A 14,611-nucleotide genomic window follows, 5' to 3' on the forward strand; every position below is an offset into this window, starting at 1 on the left:
GGCACAAAATGAAAAAGCAGATGCTATGCATGATTAAAACTCATGGGTTTGCTCGATGAGCCGGCGCTTGCCGCCGCTCTATGCCCTGCGCGCCTTCGAGGCGGCGGCGCGGCATGCCTCCTTCACCCGCGCCGCCGAGGAGCTGGCGATCACCCAGAGCGCGGTGAGCCGGCATGTCCGCACCCTCGAGGAACACTTCGCTTGTCGCCTGTTCGAGCGCAAAGGTCGCAACTTGCAGCTCAGTGAAACCGGGCGCACCCTGCTGCCCGGCGTGCGCGATGGTTTCGACGCCCTGGAGCGGGCCTGCACCGCCCTGCGCGCGGATGACGCGACCCTGCGCCTGAAGGCGCCCTCGACCCTGACCATGCGCTGGTTGCTGGCGCGGCTGTCGCGCTTTCGCCTGCTCAATGCCGATATCGAGGTGCAGCTGACCAGCGCCTGGATGGACGTGGACAAGGTCGACTTCCACCACGAGCCGTTCGACTGCGCCGTGCTGCTCAACAGCGGCGCGGCCTTCCCCGAGGAGTGGGAAGCGGTCGAGCTGTTCGCCGAGTGGCTGATCCCGGTGTGCGCGGTGGATGCACTGAGCGAGCAGCCCTGGGACCTGGCGCGGCTGCAGGCCAGCGAGTTGCTGCATCCGACCCCGGATCGCCGCGACTGGCGTCAGTGGCTGCAGGCCATGGGCCTGGCCGAGCAAGTGCCGCTCAAGGGCGGCCAGGTATTCGACACCCTGGAACTGGGCATGGTCGCCGCCGCCCGTGGCTATGGCGTGTCGATCGGCGACCTGGTGATGATCGCCGAGGACGTCGCCCAGGGTCGCCTCGGCTTGCCCTGGCCTAGCGCGGTGCCCAGCGGCTGCAGCTACTACCTGGTGTGGCCGCGTGGTCGTCGGGGCGAAGAGCGCCTGCGCCGGCTGCGCGATTTCCTGGTGGCCGAAGTGGCGGCGATGCAGTTGCCGGATGTGGCGCGGGTCAGATCGGCTTAGCCGGCGGCCGGGCGGTACTGCAGGGCTTCGGCCAGGTGCGCACGGCTGATCTGTTCGAGTTCCTGCAGGTCGGCCAGGGTGCGCGCCACCTTTAGCAGGCGGTGGGCGGCGCGTAGCGACAGGTTGAGGCGCTCGCAGGCACTTTCCAGCCAACGCTGGTCGTCGGCCTGCAGCGGGCAGTGCTGGCGCAAACCCGGCAGGTCGAGAAAGGCATTGGCGCAGCCCTGCCGGCGCATCTGCCGCTGCCGCGCGTTGGCGACTTCGGCGGCGACGCTGGCGCTGTTCTGTCCACTCTCGGGGTCGGCGTGCAGCGCGGTGCTTTCCCGGGCCACGGTCAGATGCAGGTCGATACGGTCGAGCAGCGGCCCGGACAGTTTGCCGCGGTAGCGCTGAATCTGTTCCGTGCTGCAGCGACAGCGCCCGCTGGGGTCACCCAGATAGCCGCAAGGACAGGGATTCATCGCTGCCACCAGCTGGAATCGAGCGGGAAAACGTACCTTGTCGCGCGCTCGGGCAATCACGATCTGCCCGCTTTCCAGTGGCTCGCGTAGCACCTCCAAGACCTTGCGATCGAATTCCGGCAGTTCGTCCAGAAACAACACGCCCTGATGGGCCAGGGTGATCTCGCCGGGCTGCGGGCGACTGCCGCCACCGACCAGCGCCGGCCCGGAGGCACTGTGATGCGGCTGGCGAAAGGGTCGTTGCGGCCAGCTGGTCAGCGGCGCCTGGCTGGCCACCGAGTGGATGGCGGCCACCTGCAGGGCTTCTTCTTCATCGAGTGGCGGCAACAGCCCGGGCAGGCGGCTGGCCAGTAGGGTCTTGCCGGTGCCCGGTGGTCCGGTAAACAGCAGGTTATGCCCGCCACTGGCGGCGATCAGCAGGGCGCGCTTGGCCGCCAGCTGGCCCTGCACTTCGGCCAGGTCCGGGTAGGGCGTGCAGGTGCGCAGCAAGCCGCCGGCTTGGTATGGCGCCAGTGGGGTGTGGCCATTGAGGTGGGCGGCGAGCTGCAGCAGGTGCTCGACGGCCAGCACGTTCAGGCCGGAGGCCAGGCAGGCTTCCTCGGCATTGGCGTTTGGCACCACTAAGGTGCGTCCGGCCGCGCGCGCAGCCAGGGCGGCGGGCAATACGCCCTGAACCGGGCGTACGGCACCGGACAGCGCCAGTTCGCCGAGGCATTCCAGATTGGCCAGGCTGGCGGCAGGCACCTGGCCGCTGGCAGCCAGCACGCCGAGGGCGATGGCCAGGTCGAAACGCCCGCCATCCTTAGGTAGGTCGGCCGGTGCCAGGTTGAGGGTGATGCGTCGGGTGGGGAATTCGAAGCCGGAAGTGAGGATGGCGCTGCGCACGCGGTCCTTGCTTTCTTTCACCGCCGTTTCCGGCAGGCCGACCAGGGCCATGCTCGGCAGGCCGTTGGCCAGATGGGCTTCGACGGTAACGGCCGGCGCTTCGACGCCGACCTGGGCACGGCTGTGGACTATGGCCAGGGACATGATCACTCCTTGATCAGGTCGCCGGCCGCTGATCGGTGATCAGTCGGCGGGCGGGTTTGGCTGCGCTTCCAGGGCGGCCACCTTGGCCTCCAGGGCTTCCAGGCGGGCGCGGGTGCGCGCCAGAACAACCATCTGGCTGTCGAATTCGTCGCGGCTGACCAGGTCCAGTTTGCTGAACGCACTCTGCAGCAGCACCTTGAATTGCGCCTCGAACTCGCTGCGTGGCAGCGGCGTTTCGCCGTTGAACAGGCGGGAGGCGTGGCTGGTCAGGGCGTCGAGCAGGGCTTTGGGCGGCAGCATGATGGGGGTTCCGGAGTCAGACGGGCGCCAGTGTAGCACGCAGCCCCTGGCGCCACGGCGCAGGGCATGACTGCACGGTTTTTGACCACTGCTGGTGTTTGCTGTGCACCGTTTACGTGCAATGACTCGCTGGTCGAAAACCTGATAACCCCGGTTTATTGGGCTAACTCCATGAAATCAGGGCATTTGTCATAGCTGGCAAGCTTTCTGCTAAGTGACCTGTGACGTGTGCACCGATGCAGTACCGGTGCACGGAGTGAGGCGGGGGGAATGCTTCACTGCATGCGGTTGGTTGGCACTGGAAAGGTCGGCGTGATGGCCTACGGTGCGTTTCAAAAGCCAGACACTGCGCTTAGACTTGAGCCGGGTTTGTTCTTCCTGGGGCAAGTCCACCAAATACGGGAGAGAGTTAATGAAGCTAGTCACTGCCATCATCAAGCCGTTCAAGCTGGACGACGTGCGCGAGTCGCTGTCGGAGATCGGCGTGCAGGGCATCACCGTCACCGAAGTCAAAGGCTTCGGTCGGCAGAAGGGCCACACCGAGCTGTACCGTGGCGCTGAATACGTGGTGGATTTCCTGCCCAAGGTGAAGATCGACGTAGCCATCGCCGACGACCAGCTGGATCGGGTTATCGAGGCGATCACCAAGGCGGCCAACACCGGCAAGATCGGTGACGGCAAGATTTTCGTCGTCAATCTGGAACAGGCCATCCGCATCCGTACCGGCGAAACCGGCACCGACGCAGTTTAAGCCTCAGAACCTCACACGCCCCAGGAGAAAACAATATGACTCTGCGTAAGATCGCAGGGCTAGGAGCCCTCTTGTCCCTCGTTACCCCTGGCCTGGCCATGGCTGACGAGGTTGTCCTCAACTCTGGCGACACCGCCTGGATGCTGACCGCCACCATTCTGGTGCTGCTCATGACCATCCCGGGCCTGGCGCTGTTCTACGGCGGCATGGTCCGCTCGAAGAACATCCTCTCGGTAATGATGCAGTGTTTTGCCATCACCGGTCTGATCAGCATCCTGTGGGTCGTCTACGGCTACAGCATCGCGTTCGACACCACCGGCATGGAGCAGGGCGTTGTTAACTTCAACTCCTTCGTCGGCGGCCTGTCCAAGGCGTTCCTCGCTGGTCTGACCCCGAGCAGCCTGATTGGCGCCTTCCCGGAAAGCGTGTTCATCACCTTCCAGATGACCTTCGCCATCATCACTCCGGCCCTGATCGTCGGTGCCTTCGCTGAGCGCATGAAGTTCTCCGCGATGCTGATCTTCATGGCGGTGTGGTTCACCCTGGTCTATGCACCGATCGCACACATGGTCTGGTCCGGCAACGGCGGCCTGATGTGGGACTGGGGCGTACTGGACTTCGCTGGTGGCACCGTGGTGCACATCAACGCCGGTATCGCTGGCCTGGTTGCCTGCATCGTACTGGGCAAGCGCAAAGGCTTCCCGACCACCGCCATGGCTCCGCACAACCTGGGCTACACCCTGGTCGGCGCAGCGATGCTGTGGGTAGGCTGGTTCGGCTTCAACGCCGGTTCTGCCATCGCTGCCAACGGCACTGCCGGTATGGCCATGCTGGTTACCCAGATCGCTACCGCCGCTGCAGCCCTGGGCTGGATGGGCGCCGAGTGGATCACCCACGGTAAGCCGAGCGCCCTGGGCATCGCCTCCGGTGTGGTTGCCGGCCTGGTCGCCATCACCCCGGCTGCCGGTACCGCTGGCCCGATGGGTGCCATCGTGATCGGTCTGTCCGCTGGCGTGATCTGCTTCTTCTGCGCCACCAGCCTGAAGCGCAAGCTGGGCTACGACGACTCCCTGGACGCCTTCGGTGTACACGGTATCGGCGGCATCGTCGGCGCCTTGCTGACCGGCGTGTTCGCGGCACCGGCCCTGGGTGGCTTCGGTACCGTTGAAGACATCGGCGCGCAACTGTTCATCCAGTTCAAGGGTGTTGCCTTCACCGTTATCTACACCGCCGTGGTCACCTTCGTGATCCTGAAAGTGCTGGACATGGTGATGGGCCTGCGTGTCAGCGAAGAAGCCGAGACCGTCGGTCTCGACCTCTCCGAGCACAACGAGCGCGGCTACAACCTGTAAGCCCTGCTGATGTGCAAAACGCCCGGTTCGCCGGGCGTTTTTTTGTCCGCGCCAACGGCGGCGCAAGGTGTAACCGTACAACGGAGTACGTGATGGAAAGCACAGCCCTGATTCCCCTGCAGTACGCGTTCGATACCTTCTATTTCCTGATCTGTGGTGCATTGGTGATGTGGATGGCGGCAGGCTTCGCCATGCTCGAATCCGGCCTGGTACGGGCGAAGAACACCACGGAAATCCTCACCAAGAACATCGTGCTCTACGCCCTGGCGTGCGTGATGTACCTGCTGTTCGGCTACTACCTGATGTACAGCGGTGACGCCGGTGGCGTGCTGCCCAATCTCGGCTTTTTGATCGGCGCTGAGCATGCGCTTGAAACCGTCGCCGCCGGTGGCGAGGGTGCGCCCTACTACGCCAAGCGCGCCGACTTCTTCTTCCAGGTGGTATTCGTCGCCACCGCCATGTCGATCGTCTCCGGTGCGGTGGCCGAGCGCATGAAGCTGTGGGCCTTCCTGGCTTTTGCCGTGGTCATGTGCGGCGTGATCTACCCGGTGGAAGGTTACTGGACCTGGGGCGGCGGTTTCCTCAAGGAAGCCGGCTTCAAGGATTTCGCCGGTTCCGGCATCGTCCACCTGGCGGGCGCCACCGCGGCGCTGGCCGGGGTGATCCTGCTCGGCGCGCGCAAGGGCAAGTACGGCAGCAATGGCCAGATCAACGCGATCCCCGGCGCCAACCTGCCGCTGGCGACCCTCGGTACCTTCATCCTGTGGTTCGGCTGGTTCGGCTTCAACGGCGGCTCGCAGCTGAAGATGAGCACCATCAGCGATGCCAACGCGGTGGCCTCGGTGTTCGTCAACACCAACCTGGCCGCGGCCGGCGGCCTGCTGGCGGCGCTGGTGGTGGCGCGCATCCTGTTCGGCAAGGCCGACCTGACCATGATCCTCAACGGTGCCCTGGCCGGCCTGGTGGCGATCACCGCCGAGCCGTCCACGCCGACCGGTGTGCAAGCGGCGCTGATCGGTGCGGTGGGCGGTGTGCTGGTGGTGTTCAGCATCCTGCTGCTGGACAAACTGCGTATCGATGACCCGGTCGGCGCCATCTCGGTGCACGGTGTCAGCGGCATCTGGGGTGTGCTGGCCGTACCGCTGACCAACAGCAGTGCCAGTTTTGCCGCGCAGCTGCTGGGCGTGGCCTGCATCTTCGCCTGGGTGTTCGTCGCCAGCCTGCTGGCCTGGGGTCTGATCAAGCTGGTCATGGGCCTGCGTGTCAGCGAGGAAGACGAGTACGAAGGCGTCGACATCGTCGAATGCGGCATGGAGTCCTACCCGGAGTTCACCCGTAAGTAAGTCCAAGCGTTGCTTTGCAAGGGGCGCTGCGGCGCCCTTTGTCTTTTCTGGCTTCTGCGCAGGGCTGGGGTGCTACATCACTAAAGTTGCAATTAACTGTATTTGTTCTGCTGCGCCTAGGTGAAATACGCGCGGACAGGCCCTAAAATGCGCCCGCAACGAGATCTGCAGGTACGCCGGTGATGTGGCTGCAACGAGTGATTACCCTGGGTGCCAGGGCGCGCGGTTTCCACCTGGTGACGGATGAGCTTCTCGCCGGCTTGCCGGAGCTGCGCACTTGTCGAGTTGGCCTGCTGCACCTGTGGCTGCAGCACACTTCGGCCTCGCTGACCGTCAACGAGAATGCCGATGGTGCGGTGCGACGTGACTTCGAGCGCTTCTTCGGGCGTCTTGTGCCCCGGGGCGCAGACGGCTACGAGCACGATTACGAAGGACCGGATGATCTGCCGGCACATTTCAAGTCCAGTCTGCTGGGCTGTCAGCTAAGCCTGCCGATAACCTCGGGGCAGCTGGCGCTGGGTACCTGGCAAGGGATTTACCTCGGTGAACACCGGGATCGGGGCGGCGCCCGCCGTGTGCTGGCGACGCTCCAGGGTGAGCTCGCATGAGGCACGGGCAATGGCCCATGAATTTTTTCTGGCGGCGTTTGCAATGCACGCGGCTGGGCTATAACTAACCTGCTTTGCGTAAGTCATGAGGTAGAACATGAGCGACGAAGAACTGGAACAAGACGAACTCGAAGCTGGCGACGAGGACGAAGGCGAGGAGCTGGAAGCGGCCGACGACGATGTCGCGGACGATAGCGAAGACAGCGGCTCCGATGTCCCCAGCGTCAAGCCTGGCAAGAAAGCCAAGGCGGCGGTGGATGTCGAGGAACTGCCGAGTGTAGAAGCCAAGCAGAAGGAGCGCGACGCCCTGGCCAAGGCCATGGAAGAGTTCCTCTCGCGTGGTGGCAAGGTGCAGGAAGTCGAGGCCAACGTCGTCGCCGATCCGCCCAAGAAGCCGGACAGCAAGTACGGTAGCCGCCCCATCTGAGGCCGCTAGCGTGATGAAAAAGCCCGCCAATCGGCGGGCTTTTTCATGTCTGGCTGACGGCGGAGTCAGTCGCGAGCGCTGCTCTGCCCATCTGTGCCACTACCAGCGTTCCAGCAGCGCCGGCAGTTCGGCCAGGCTGGCGATCTGTGCATCCGGCAGTACATCGCCTTCCCAGGCTTTGCCCTGCGGGTTGAACCAGATTGCGCGCATGCCGGCGGCACGCGCTCCGGCGATATCGTCGCTGGGGTGGTCGCCGATATGCACGGCCTGCGCGGCTGCCACTCCGGCGCGCTGCAGGGCGGTCTGGAACGGATGCGGGTCGGGCTTGCCGACCCCCAGTTCCTCGGCGCACAGGGCGAACTGGAAGTAGTCGGCCAGGCCCAGGCGGCGTACGTCGGCATTGCCGTTGGTGATCACTCCGAGGCTGAAGCGCAGGGCCAGGCGCTCCAGGGTCGGGTGCACTTCGGGAAACAGCTCGACCCGGTGGCGGGCGGCGAGAAACACCTGGAAGCCCTGTTCGGCCAGTTCACGCGACTCGGCCTCGGCATAGCCGGCGTCCTCCAGGGCGTGAAAGAGGATGCGCCGGCGCAGCTCGCTGAGGCGGTGCTTGAGCATCGGCTCGGCGCTCAGCAGGCGGCTACGGATCGCCCACAGGTGCTCGATCGGCACCGGCCCCAGGCGTGGCGCCTGGGCGGCCAGCCAGTCGCGCAGGCTGGCCTCGGCACCGTGCATCACCGGCGCCACATCCCACAGGGTGTCATCGAGGTCGAAGGTGATCAGACGCAGGCTCATTCGTCGTTTCCTGTACTGCGAATAGTGATTGCAGGCGCGAGGGGCGCATCCTGTGCAGTGCTGGCGCTGCTGCGCTTGGCCCGCGGATGGGCCTGGTCGTAGACCGTCGCCAGGTGCTGGAAATCCAGGTGGGTGTAGATCTGCGTGGTGCTGATGTCGGCATGTCCGAGCAGTTCCTGCACCGCGCGCAGGTCCTGGGATGACTCGAGCATATGACTGGCGAAGCTGTGCCGCAGCATATGCGGGTGCAGGTTCTGCCCCAGCTCGCGCACCCCAGCCTGGCGTACGCGCAATTGCACGGCGCGGGCGCCGAGACGGCGGCCCTGCTGGCTGACGAACACGGCGCCATCGGCCGGGTTGCTCAGCAGGCGCAGCTCCAGCCAGGCCTGCAGCGCTTCGCGGGCCTTGCTGCCGACCGGCAGCTCGCGTGTCTTGTTGCCCTTGCCGACCACCCGCACCAGGCCGGCCGGCAGATCCAGGCCGCTCAGGTCGAGGCCGACCAGCTCGGACAGGCGCAGGCCCGAGGAATAGAACAGTTCGAGCATGGCCTGGTCGCGACGGGCGATGAAGTCGTCCTCCACCGCGCCGTCCAGCAGTTGCACGGTACGGTCGGCATCCAGGGTGCGCGGCAGACGGCGTTCGCCCTTGGGCGGGCTGAGGCCGGTGGCCGGGTCATGCCGGCACAGGCCTTCGCGGTTGAGGTACTGATACAGGCCGCGCACCGCCGAGAGCAGGCGTGCCAGTGAGCGGCTGGACTGGCCCTGGGCGTGCAGGCGCGCAACGAAACTGCGCAGGCTGCGGCCGTCGAGGTCGCCCCAGTGGGCGATGGCGTTCTTCTCGCAGAGGGCGAGGATCTTCAGCAGGTCACGCCGATAGCCGTCGAGGGTATGTGGCGACACCTGGCGCTCGCGGCGCAGGTGTTCGAGGTAGGCATCGAGGTCGGCGGCAAGCTTCAACTATTATGCTCCAGGTTGTGTAGGAGCCAGCTTGCTGGCGATCCCGCCGATCACAGAGCATCGCCAGCAAGCTGGCTCCTACGGCAAGCCTGTTGTGCTCAGCGTACCGAACGCAGCGGCGCGGCGAAGTGCGGCAGCACGCGGGCGAGGACTTCGGCTACGTAGCCGAGGAACAGGGTGCCGAGGCTGCTCTTGTAGTGCTGCGGGTCCGGGCTGCCGATGGCCAGCACGCCATGCAGGCCCTGGTGACTGAGGCTGACCACGGCAGCCGAGCCGACCTGGGCGAACTCATCTGCACCGAAGAGAAATTCCAGCTCGTTGGGGCGCAGCACGCCACAGGTGGTCTTGCCGCCCGCCAGCAGGCTGCCGATGGCCTGGTGCGCCTCGGCGCTGGTCACTGCGCGGCCGACGCCCAGCGGCGTTTCGCTGAACAGGATCAGGCTGACGAAGGGCACCTGGAACTCGTGGCGCAGGCTGTCTTCTGTGGCGCTGATCACTTCTTCCAGGCTGCTGGCATCGAGCAGGGCGAGGATCAGGCGGCGGGTCTTGTCGAACAGGCGGTCGTTGTCGCGGGCCACGTCCATCAGCTGCGACAGGCGATGGCGCATCTCGATGTTGCGCTCGCGCAGCAGTTTCACCTGGCGCTCGACCAGCGACACGGTGTCGCCGCGCTGGTGCGGAATACGCAGCTCGGGAATCAGCTCGTCGTGGTCGATAAAGAACTCCGGATGCTGTCGCAGGTAGGCGGCGACTGCCTCCGCGTCGAGCTGAACGGGCTGATCCTGGCTGTCACTCATAGACGAACTTGTCCTTCGTACACGCGAACGGCGGGTCCGGTCATCATAACCGGCTGGCCCGGGCCTGCCCACTCGATGCACAGCTTGCCGCCGGGCAAATCCAGCTGCAGTGGTGAATCCATCCAGCCCTGGCGAATGGCCGCCACGGCGGCGGCGCAGGCGCCGGTGCCACAGGCCTGGGTCTCGCCGGCGCCGCGCTCCCACACGCGCAGGCGCGCATGCTGGCGATCGACCACCTGGAGGAAACCGACATTGACCCGCTGCGGGAAGCGCGGATGGTGTTCCAGCTTCGGCCCAAGCGTGTGTACCGGCGCGTTATCGAGGTCGGCGACGCGCAACACCGCATGCGGGTTGCCCATGGACACGGCAGCCAGTTCGACGCTCTGCCCGTCGACTTCGACCGCATAGTTCAGCGCCTCGGCCTCGGCCTGGAACGGAATGACCTTGGGATCGAGGCGCGGCGGGCCCATGTCGACGGTGATCTGGCCATCCGGGCGCAGGTTCAGCTCGATGATGCCGCCCTTGGTCTCGACGCGGATCTGCTTCTTCACCGTCAGGCGCTTGTCGATGACGAAGCGGGCGAAGCAGCGCGCACCGTTGCCGCACTGCTCCACTTCCGAGCCATCGGCATTGAAGATGCGATAGCGGAAGTCGACGTCCGGGTTGCTCGGCGCCTCGACCAGCAGCAGCTGATCGAAGCCAACGCCGGTATGGCGATCACCCCAGGCCTTGGCATGCTTGGGCTGGATATGCGCGTGCTGACTGATCAGGTCGAGGACCATGAAGTCGTTGCCCAGGCCGTGCATCTTGGTAAAGCGCAGCAGCATGGTCGCTTACTCCGGCAGCAGGCTTTCGCCAGCATAGAGTTCGGCCAGGGTCTCGCGGCGGCGAACTTCGAAGGCCTGCGCACCATCCACCAGCACCTCGGCGGCGCGGCCGCGGGTGTTGTAGTTGGAGCTCATGACGAAGCCATAGGCACCGGCCGAACGCACGGCCAGCAGGTCGCCTTCGGCCAGGGCCAGTTCGCGGTTCTTGGCCAGAAAGTCACCGGTCTCGCAGATCGGTCCGACCAGGTCGTAGTTACGCGTCGCGCCGTCACGCGGCTGCACCGGGGTGACGTCCATCCAGGCCTGGTACAGCGCCGGGCGGATCAGGTCGTTCATCGCCGCATCGACGATGGCGAAATCCTTGTGCTCGGTGTGCTTGAGGTATTCCACGCGGGTCAGCAGCACGCCGGCGTTGGCGACGATGGAACGGCCCGGCTCGAATACCAGGGCCAGGTCGCGGCCCTTGATGCGCTCGCGCACGGCGGCGATATAGTCGCCGGCCAGCGGCGGCTGCTCGTCGCGGTACTGCACGCCGAGACCGCCGCCGAGGTCCAGATGCTTGATCCGGATGCCTTGCGCGGCGAGCAGGTCGATCAGCGCCAGCAGGCGCTCCAGGGCATCGAGGAAAGGCGGCAGACTGGTCAGCTGCGAGCCGATATGGCAGTCGACCCCGACCACTTCCAGGTTCGCCAGCGCTGCGGCGCGGGCATACACGGCCGGCGCCTGCTCGATGTCGATGCCGAACTTGTTTTCCTTGAGACCGGTGGAGATGTACGGGTGGGTGCCGGCATCCACGTCCGGGTTGACCCGCAGCGAGATCGCCGCGGTCTTGCCCAGTTCGGCGGCGACCACTTGCAGGCGTTCCAGCTCGTCCACCGATTCGACGTTGAAGCAGTGCACGCCGACTTCGAGGGCGCGGCGCATGTCGTCGCGGCTCTTGCCGACGCCGGAGAAGACGATCTTGGCCGGTTCGCCACCGGCGGCCAGAACGCGTTCCAGCTCACCGCGGGAGACGATGTCGAAGCCGGCGCCGAGGCGCGCCAGGACGTTCAGCACGCCGAGGTTGGAGTTGGCCTTGACGGCGAAACAGACCAGATGCGGCATGCCGGCCAGGGCATCGGCGTAGGCACGGTACTGCGCCTCGATGTGGGCGCGCGAGTAGACGTAGGTCGGCGTGCCGAAGCGCTCGGCGATGGCGGACAGGGCCACGCCCTCCGCGAACAGTTGCCCGTCGCGGTTGGTAAAGGCTTGCATGGAACCCCCTTAGAGGAAAACGTCTTTGTCGCGATCTTGCGTGGTTTTCTGATCATCCGGGTGATAAAGCGGGCCTTTCTGGCCACAACCGGCGAGGGCAGCAGTAACGACGACGAGCGCGATGAAGGGCAGCAGCAGGCGCTTCATGGTGAATTCCTTTGCGAAATCGAGATTGCTCGGGAGTATACCGGCCGCCCGACAGCTTGCCTATGCGCTGGAATTCACGCCCGGCGGGCTCTGTAAACCCCAGTCAATGGCGCGTTTGGCTTGCCTGTCCAGGCAGGTTTGCGGCTAGCATGGCGAATAAAAAACGGAGTCCCGATGGAAAGCCCAGCCCCTCTCGCCAGCTCGGTCTCGGTCGCCTACCTGCAAGGCCTGCTCGATTACCTGGATCGCCAGGGCTTCGCCAGCGCCGATCTGCTGGCCAGGGTGCAGCTCAGCCCGAGCCTGCTCAGCCAGCGTGATCAGCGTGTGGCGGCCAGCGCCTACCTGGAGTTGCTCGGCGAAGGCGCACGCCTGACCGGCGACGAGCAGCTTGGCCTGCACCTGGGCGAGGCGATTCGCCCCGGCTACTACGGCGTGCTTGGCTACCTGATCATGAGCTGCGCGACCCTCTCCGATGCCCTGCACCGGCAGGCGCGCTATGCCAGCCTGGTCGGCAACCTCGGCCGTGTCGAACTGGACGAGGAGCCGCCGCGTGCGGGCCTGGAGCCGCAGGTGGTGCACAGCTGGCACCCGTCCTTGCCGCAGCACGAGCGCCTGCATGCCGAGGAAACGCTGGCCGGCTGGGTGACCTTCGGCCACTGGATCACCGGCCTGCAGATCCCGCCCACCGAGGTGCGCTTCCAGTACCCGGCGCCGGCCGACACTTCCGAGTACCAGCGCATCTTCCGCTGCCCGGTGCTGTTCGGGCAGGCCGACAATGCTCTGGTATTTCCCAAGCGCCTGCTGGCCACGCCACTGGGCCAGGCCGATGCGCAACTGCGCCAGCTGCTCGATGCACACGCCGATCGCCTGCTCGGTGAGCTCAAGCAAGGCCACAGCGTGCTTGACCGTGCGCGCCACGAATTGGCCCTGCAGTTGCCGGAACAGGGTGCCGATCTGGAGTTGCTGGCGCAGACCCTGCAACTCAGTCCGCGCACTTTGCAGCGGCGTTTGCGCGAGGCCGGGTTATCCTTTAGCCAGCTGCTCGACGAGACGCGCGAGCAACTGGTACTGCATTATCTGCGCGACCCGGCGCTGGAACTGGCGGAAATCGCCTTCCTCGTCGGTTTCAGCGAGGCCGGTTCCCTGGCCCGCGCCTTCCGCCGCTGGACCGGGCAGAGCCCCGGCGCCTACCGGCAGAACCTGGCCGACCCCGCATCCCTTCCCTGAGGTAGTTGTAATGAGTTTGAGCGAAGCCCGTTTCCATGATCTGGTCGATGCCGTGCAAGAGGCCGTGGAAGATATTTTCGACGACAGCGACATGGATATCGATCTGGAAAACTCCGCCGGCGTGCTGACCGTGCGCTTCGAGAACGGTACTCAGCTGATCCTCAGCCGCCAGGAACCGATCCGCCAGCTGTGGGTGGCGGCGCGTTCCGGTGGCTTCCACTTCGACTACGACGAAGAACAGAGCCTGTGGATCTGCGATACCAGCGAAGAGCCGCTGGGCGAGTTGCTGGCGCGGGTGACCCTGGAGCAGTCCGGTGAACAGCTCGAATTCGAAGAGCTCTGATTCGCAGAGCCCTGATCTGGCCCGCGCAGAAACGGTCGAGTCGCCTTGCCGCCGCCAGTGCTGCCTGGATGATCACGATGAGTGCCTGGGCTGCGGTCGCACCCTGGCCGAGATCCTCGAATGGGGCAAGGCCGACGGTGCGCGGCGCCGGGAAATCTGCCAGGCCGCGCAACAAAGACTGCGCCCGCCACTGCGTGGATGACCGCACAGTCGCTTTTGTCGGCAGGCTTGTGCTAGGTTGAATTCTGACCTGATGATCAAAACCCCGCCTTCGCAGGCTGTGTGAAAACTACTGCGCTCGGCCATACGGCGTTAAAAGCCGGCTCAAAATGCTCATTTACAGCACGTAAACTGCGCTTTTTCGCCGGTTTTATTCGCAGGCGCTCACCCTACGGGCCAGCCTCTGGCTGTTACTCCCGCTGGTCGTTGCGCCTTGTCTGACCTTCGCTCGCGACGTTTTTACACAGTCTGTTCGGCGGGGTTTTGTCATTTCTAGCACCAAGGAGAATCAACACAGCCATGAGCAGCACCCCAGCCATCACCATCACCCGTCTCGATCTGCAACGTCTGGAGCGCCTGCTCGATACCCTGGAGGACTTCGGCCCGGCCGCGGCCGCCCTGGAAACAGAGCTGGCACGGGCCCAGGTGGTGGGCCATGCGGAAGTGCCGGCCGGGGTGGTGACGATGAACTCGCGGGTGCATTGCCGCGAGGAGAGCAGCGGCAAGGATTACCACCTGACCCTGGTCTATCCGCAGGATGCCGGGGCCGAAGGTACGGTATCGATCCTCGCGCCGGTGGGCTGTGCGCTGCTCGGCCTGTCGGTCGGCCAGCACATCGACTGGCCGGCACCCGGCGGCAAGCAGCTCAAGCTGACCCTGCTGGCGGTGGAATATCAGCCGGAAGCGGCGGGCGAATACAGCCGCTGAGTCAGGCGGCCTGGCAATCCAGGCCACTCAGGTCGAAGGTTTCGGCGAGTAGCTAGCGCAAAAGGCGATGCCGAAAAGCGCCAGA

Annotated in this window: 18 protein-coding genes; 10 read left to right on the forward strand and 8 right to left on the reverse strand. The window is 65.2% G+C overall.

Features of this window, described 5'->3' with window-relative positions:
- Positions 1–55 precede the first annotated feature (55 nt).
- A complete protein-coding gene (locus LRS11_RS06390) occupies positions 56–985 on the forward strand; it encodes a LysR substrate-binding domain-containing protein (protein ID WP_260496035.1) in 930 nt (309 codons plus the stop codon).
- On the opposite strand, the gene LRS11_RS06395 is transcribed toward LRS11_RS06390, so the two are convergent.
- Together LRS11_RS06395 and LRS11_RS06400 are read right to left on the reverse strand one after the other, a co-directional pair.
- Positions 982–2,475 (reverse strand): YifB family Mg chelatase-like AAA ATPase, encoded by a 1,494-nt coding sequence (locus LRS11_RS06395; protein ID WP_260496036.1) that lies wholly within the window; start codon positions 2,473–2,475, stop codon positions 982–984. The genes LRS11_RS06390 and LRS11_RS06395 overlap by 4 nt on opposite strands.
- 39 nt (positions 2,476–2,514) lie before the next feature.
- On the reverse strand, positions 2,515–2,775 hold the full coding sequence (locus tag LRS11_RS06400; protein ID WP_260496037.1) for an accessory factor UbiK family protein: 261 nt from the start codon (positions 2,773–2,775) through the stop codon (positions 2,515–2,517).
- 412 nt (positions 2,776–3,187) lie between these two features.
- On the opposite strand from LRS11_RS06400, the gene glnK reads away from it, so the two are divergent.
- From glnK to sutA, 5 genes are all read left to right on the forward strand, one after another.
- Positions 3,188–3,526 (forward strand): P-II family nitrogen regulator, encoded by a 339-nt coding sequence (gene glnK, locus LRS11_RS06405; protein ID WP_021700071.1) that lies wholly within the window; start codon positions 3,188–3,190, stop codon positions 3,524–3,526.
- Positions 3,527–3,561: 35 nt separating this feature from the next.
- Positions 3,562–4,878: an ammonium transporter gene (locus LRS11_RS06410; protein ID WP_260496038.1), complete on the forward strand. Its 1,317-nt coding sequence runs from the start codon at positions 3,562–3,564 to the stop codon at positions 4,876–4,878.
- A 92-nt stretch (positions 4,879–4,970) separates the two neighbouring features.
- Positions 4,971–6,221 carry an ammonium transporter gene (locus tag LRS11_RS06415; RefSeq protein WP_260496039.1) on the forward strand — a complete coding sequence of 417 codons (1,251 nt, stop codon included), beginning with the start codon at positions 4,971–4,973 and terminating at the stop codon, positions 6,219–6,221.
- A gap of 182 nt (positions 6,222–6,403) precedes the next feature.
- Positions 6,404–6,829, forward strand: a complete 426-nt coding sequence (locus LRS11_RS06420; protein ID WP_260496040.1) for a secondary thiamine-phosphate synthase enzyme YjbQ — start codon at positions 6,404–6,406, stop codon at positions 6,827–6,829.
- A gap of 97 nt (positions 6,830–6,926) precedes the next feature.
- Complete coding sequence (gene sutA, locus LRS11_RS06425; protein WP_260496041.1) at positions 6,927–7,256, forward strand: transcriptional regulator SutA; 330 nt, start codon at positions 6,927–6,929, stop codon at positions 7,254–7,256.
- A gap of 99 nt (positions 7,257–7,355) precedes the next feature.
- Here the strand turns inward: sutA and LRS11_RS06430 are convergent, their stop codons facing one another.
- The 6 genes from LRS11_RS06430 to lptM all read right to left on the reverse strand — a co-directional run bounded on the left by LRS11_RS06430 (position 7,356) and on the right by lptM (position 12,029).
- A complete protein-coding gene (locus LRS11_RS06430) occupies positions 7,356–8,048 on the reverse strand; it encodes an HAD family hydrolase (RefSeq protein ID WP_260496042.1) in 693 nt (230 codons plus the stop codon).
- Positions 8,045–9,004 (reverse strand): tyrosine recombinase XerC, encoded by a 960-nt coding sequence (gene xerC, locus LRS11_RS06435; RefSeq protein ID WP_260496043.1) that lies wholly within the window; start codon positions 9,002–9,004, stop codon positions 8,045–8,047. Before xerC ends, LRS11_RS06430 begins: the two co-directional genes overlap by 4 nt.
- Positions 9,005–9,102: 98 nt before the next feature.
- Positions 9,103–9,801, reverse strand: coding sequence for a DUF484 family protein (locus LRS11_RS06440; RefSeq protein ID WP_260496044.1), 699 nt, complete (start codon positions 9,799–9,801; stop codon positions 9,103–9,105).
- The gene (dapF, locus tag LRS11_RS06445; protein WP_260496045.1) at positions 9,798–10,628 is read right to left on the reverse strand and encodes a diaminopimelate epimerase; all 831 of its coding nucleotides are present in this window, start codon (positions 10,626–10,628) and stop codon (positions 9,798–9,800) included. The genes LRS11_RS06440 and dapF overlap by 4 nt, the downstream gene beginning before the upstream one ends.
- 6 nt (positions 10,629–10,634) lie before the next feature.
- Entirely contained in the window at positions 10,635–11,882 is a 1,248-nt protein-coding gene (lysA, locus tag LRS11_RS06450) for a diaminopimelate decarboxylase (protein ID WP_260496046.1), read from the reverse strand.
- Between the two features lie 9 nt (positions 11,883–11,891).
- Positions 11,892–12,029 (reverse strand): LPS translocon maturation chaperone LptM, encoded by a 138-nt coding sequence (gene lptM / locus LRS11_RS06455; protein ID WP_173211174.1) that lies wholly within the window; start codon positions 12,027–12,029, stop codon positions 11,892–11,894.
- A 174-nt stretch (positions 12,030–12,203) separates the two neighbouring features.
- On the opposite strand from lptM, the gene LRS11_RS06460 reads away from it, so the two are divergent.
- The 4 genes from LRS11_RS06460 to rnk all read left to right on the forward strand — a co-directional run bounded on the left by LRS11_RS06460 (position 12,204) and on the right by rnk (position 14,526).
- Positions 12,204–13,256 carry an AraC family transcriptional regulator gene (locus tag LRS11_RS06460; RefSeq protein ID WP_260496047.1) on the forward strand — a complete coding sequence of 351 codons (1,053 nt, stop codon included), beginning with the start codon at positions 12,204–12,206 and terminating at the stop codon, positions 13,254–13,256.
- A gap of 10 nt (positions 13,257–13,266) precedes the next feature.
- Complete coding sequence (cyaY, locus tag LRS11_RS06465; RefSeq protein WP_173211179.1) at positions 13,267–13,599, forward strand: iron donor protein CyaY; 333 nt, start codon at positions 13,267–13,269, stop codon at positions 13,597–13,599.
- Between the two features lie 16 nt (positions 13,600–13,615).
- Positions 13,616–13,801, forward strand: a complete 186-nt coding sequence (locus LRS11_RS06470; protein WP_260496874.1) for a DUF1289 domain-containing protein — start codon at positions 13,616–13,618, stop codon at positions 13,799–13,801.
- A gap of 317 nt (positions 13,802–14,118) precedes the next feature.
- Complete coding sequence (rnk, locus tag LRS11_RS06475) at positions 14,119–14,526, forward strand: nucleoside diphosphate kinase regulator (RefSeq protein ID WP_260496048.1); 408 nt, start codon at positions 14,119–14,121, stop codon at positions 14,524–14,526.
- Positions 14,527–14,611: the final 85 nt, after the last annotated feature.

Origin of the sequence: Pseudomonas sp. J452 (assembly GCF_024666525.1) — a bacterium.
GTDB lineage: Bacteria > Pseudomonadota > Gammaproteobacteria > Pseudomonadales > Pseudomonadaceae > Aquipseudomonas.

What these genes read in the sequence shown, in the direction of transcription:
- LRS11_RS06390 (WP_260496035.1), top strand. Translation starts at nt 56, where the DNA reads ATGAGCCGGCGCTTGCCGCCGCTCTATGCCCTGCGCGCCTTCGAGGCG.
- LRS11_RS06395 (WP_260496036.1), bottom strand. Translation starts at nt 2,475, where the DNA reads ATGTCCCTGGCCATAGTCCACAGCCGTGCCCAGGTCGGCGTCGAAGCG.
- LRS11_RS06400 (WP_260496037.1), bottom strand. Translation starts at nt 2,775, where the DNA reads ATGCTGCCGCCCAAAGCCCTGCTCGACGCCCTGACCAGCCACGCCTCC.
- glnK (WP_021700071.1), top strand. Translation starts at nt 3,188, where the DNA reads ATGAAGCTAGTCACTGCCATCATCAAGCCGTTCAAGCTGGACGACGTG.
- LRS11_RS06410 (WP_260496038.1), top strand. Translation starts at nt 3,562, where the DNA reads ATGACTCTGCGTAAGATCGCAGGGCTAGGAGCCCTCTTGTCCCTCGTT.
- LRS11_RS06415 (WP_260496039.1), top strand. Translation starts at nt 4,971, where the DNA reads ATGGAAAGCACAGCCCTGATTCCCCTGCAGTACGCGTTCGATACCTTC.
- LRS11_RS06420 (WP_260496040.1), top strand. Translation starts at nt 6,404, where the DNA reads ATGTGGCTGCAACGAGTGATTACCCTGGGTGCCAGGGCGCGCGGTTTC.
- sutA (WP_260496041.1), top strand. Translation starts at nt 6,927, where the DNA reads ATGAGCGACGAAGAACTGGAACAAGACGAACTCGAAGCTGGCGACGAG.
- LRS11_RS06430 (WP_260496042.1), bottom strand. Translation starts at nt 8,048, where the DNA reads ATGAGCCTGCGTCTGATCACCTTCGACCTCGATGACACCCTGTGGGAT.
- LRS11_RS06440 (WP_260496044.1), bottom strand. Translation starts at nt 9,801, where the DNA reads ATGAGTGACAGCCAGGATCAGCCCGTTCAGCTCGACGCGGAGGCAGTC.
- dapF (WP_260496045.1), bottom strand. Translation starts at nt 10,628, where the DNA reads ATGCTGCTGCGCTTTACCAAGATGCACGGCCTGGGCAACGACTTCATG.
- lysA (WP_260496046.1), bottom strand. Translation starts at nt 11,882, where the DNA reads ATGCAAGCCTTTACCAACCGCGACGGGCAACTGTTCGCGGAGGGCGTG.
- lptM (WP_173211174.1), bottom strand. Translation starts at nt 12,029, where the DNA reads ATGAAGCGCCTGCTGCTGCCCTTCATCGCGCTCGTCGTCGTTACTGCT.
- LRS11_RS06460 (WP_260496047.1), top strand. Translation starts at nt 12,204, where the DNA reads ATGGAAAGCCCAGCCCCTCTCGCCAGCTCGGTCTCGGTCGCCTACCTG.
- cyaY (WP_173211179.1), top strand. Translation starts at nt 13,267, where the DNA reads ATGAGTTTGAGCGAAGCCCGTTTCCATGATCTGGTCGATGCCGTGCAA.
- rnk (WP_260496048.1), top strand. Translation starts at nt 14,119, where the DNA reads ATGAGCAGCACCCCAGCCATCACCATCACCCGTCTCGATCTGCAACGT.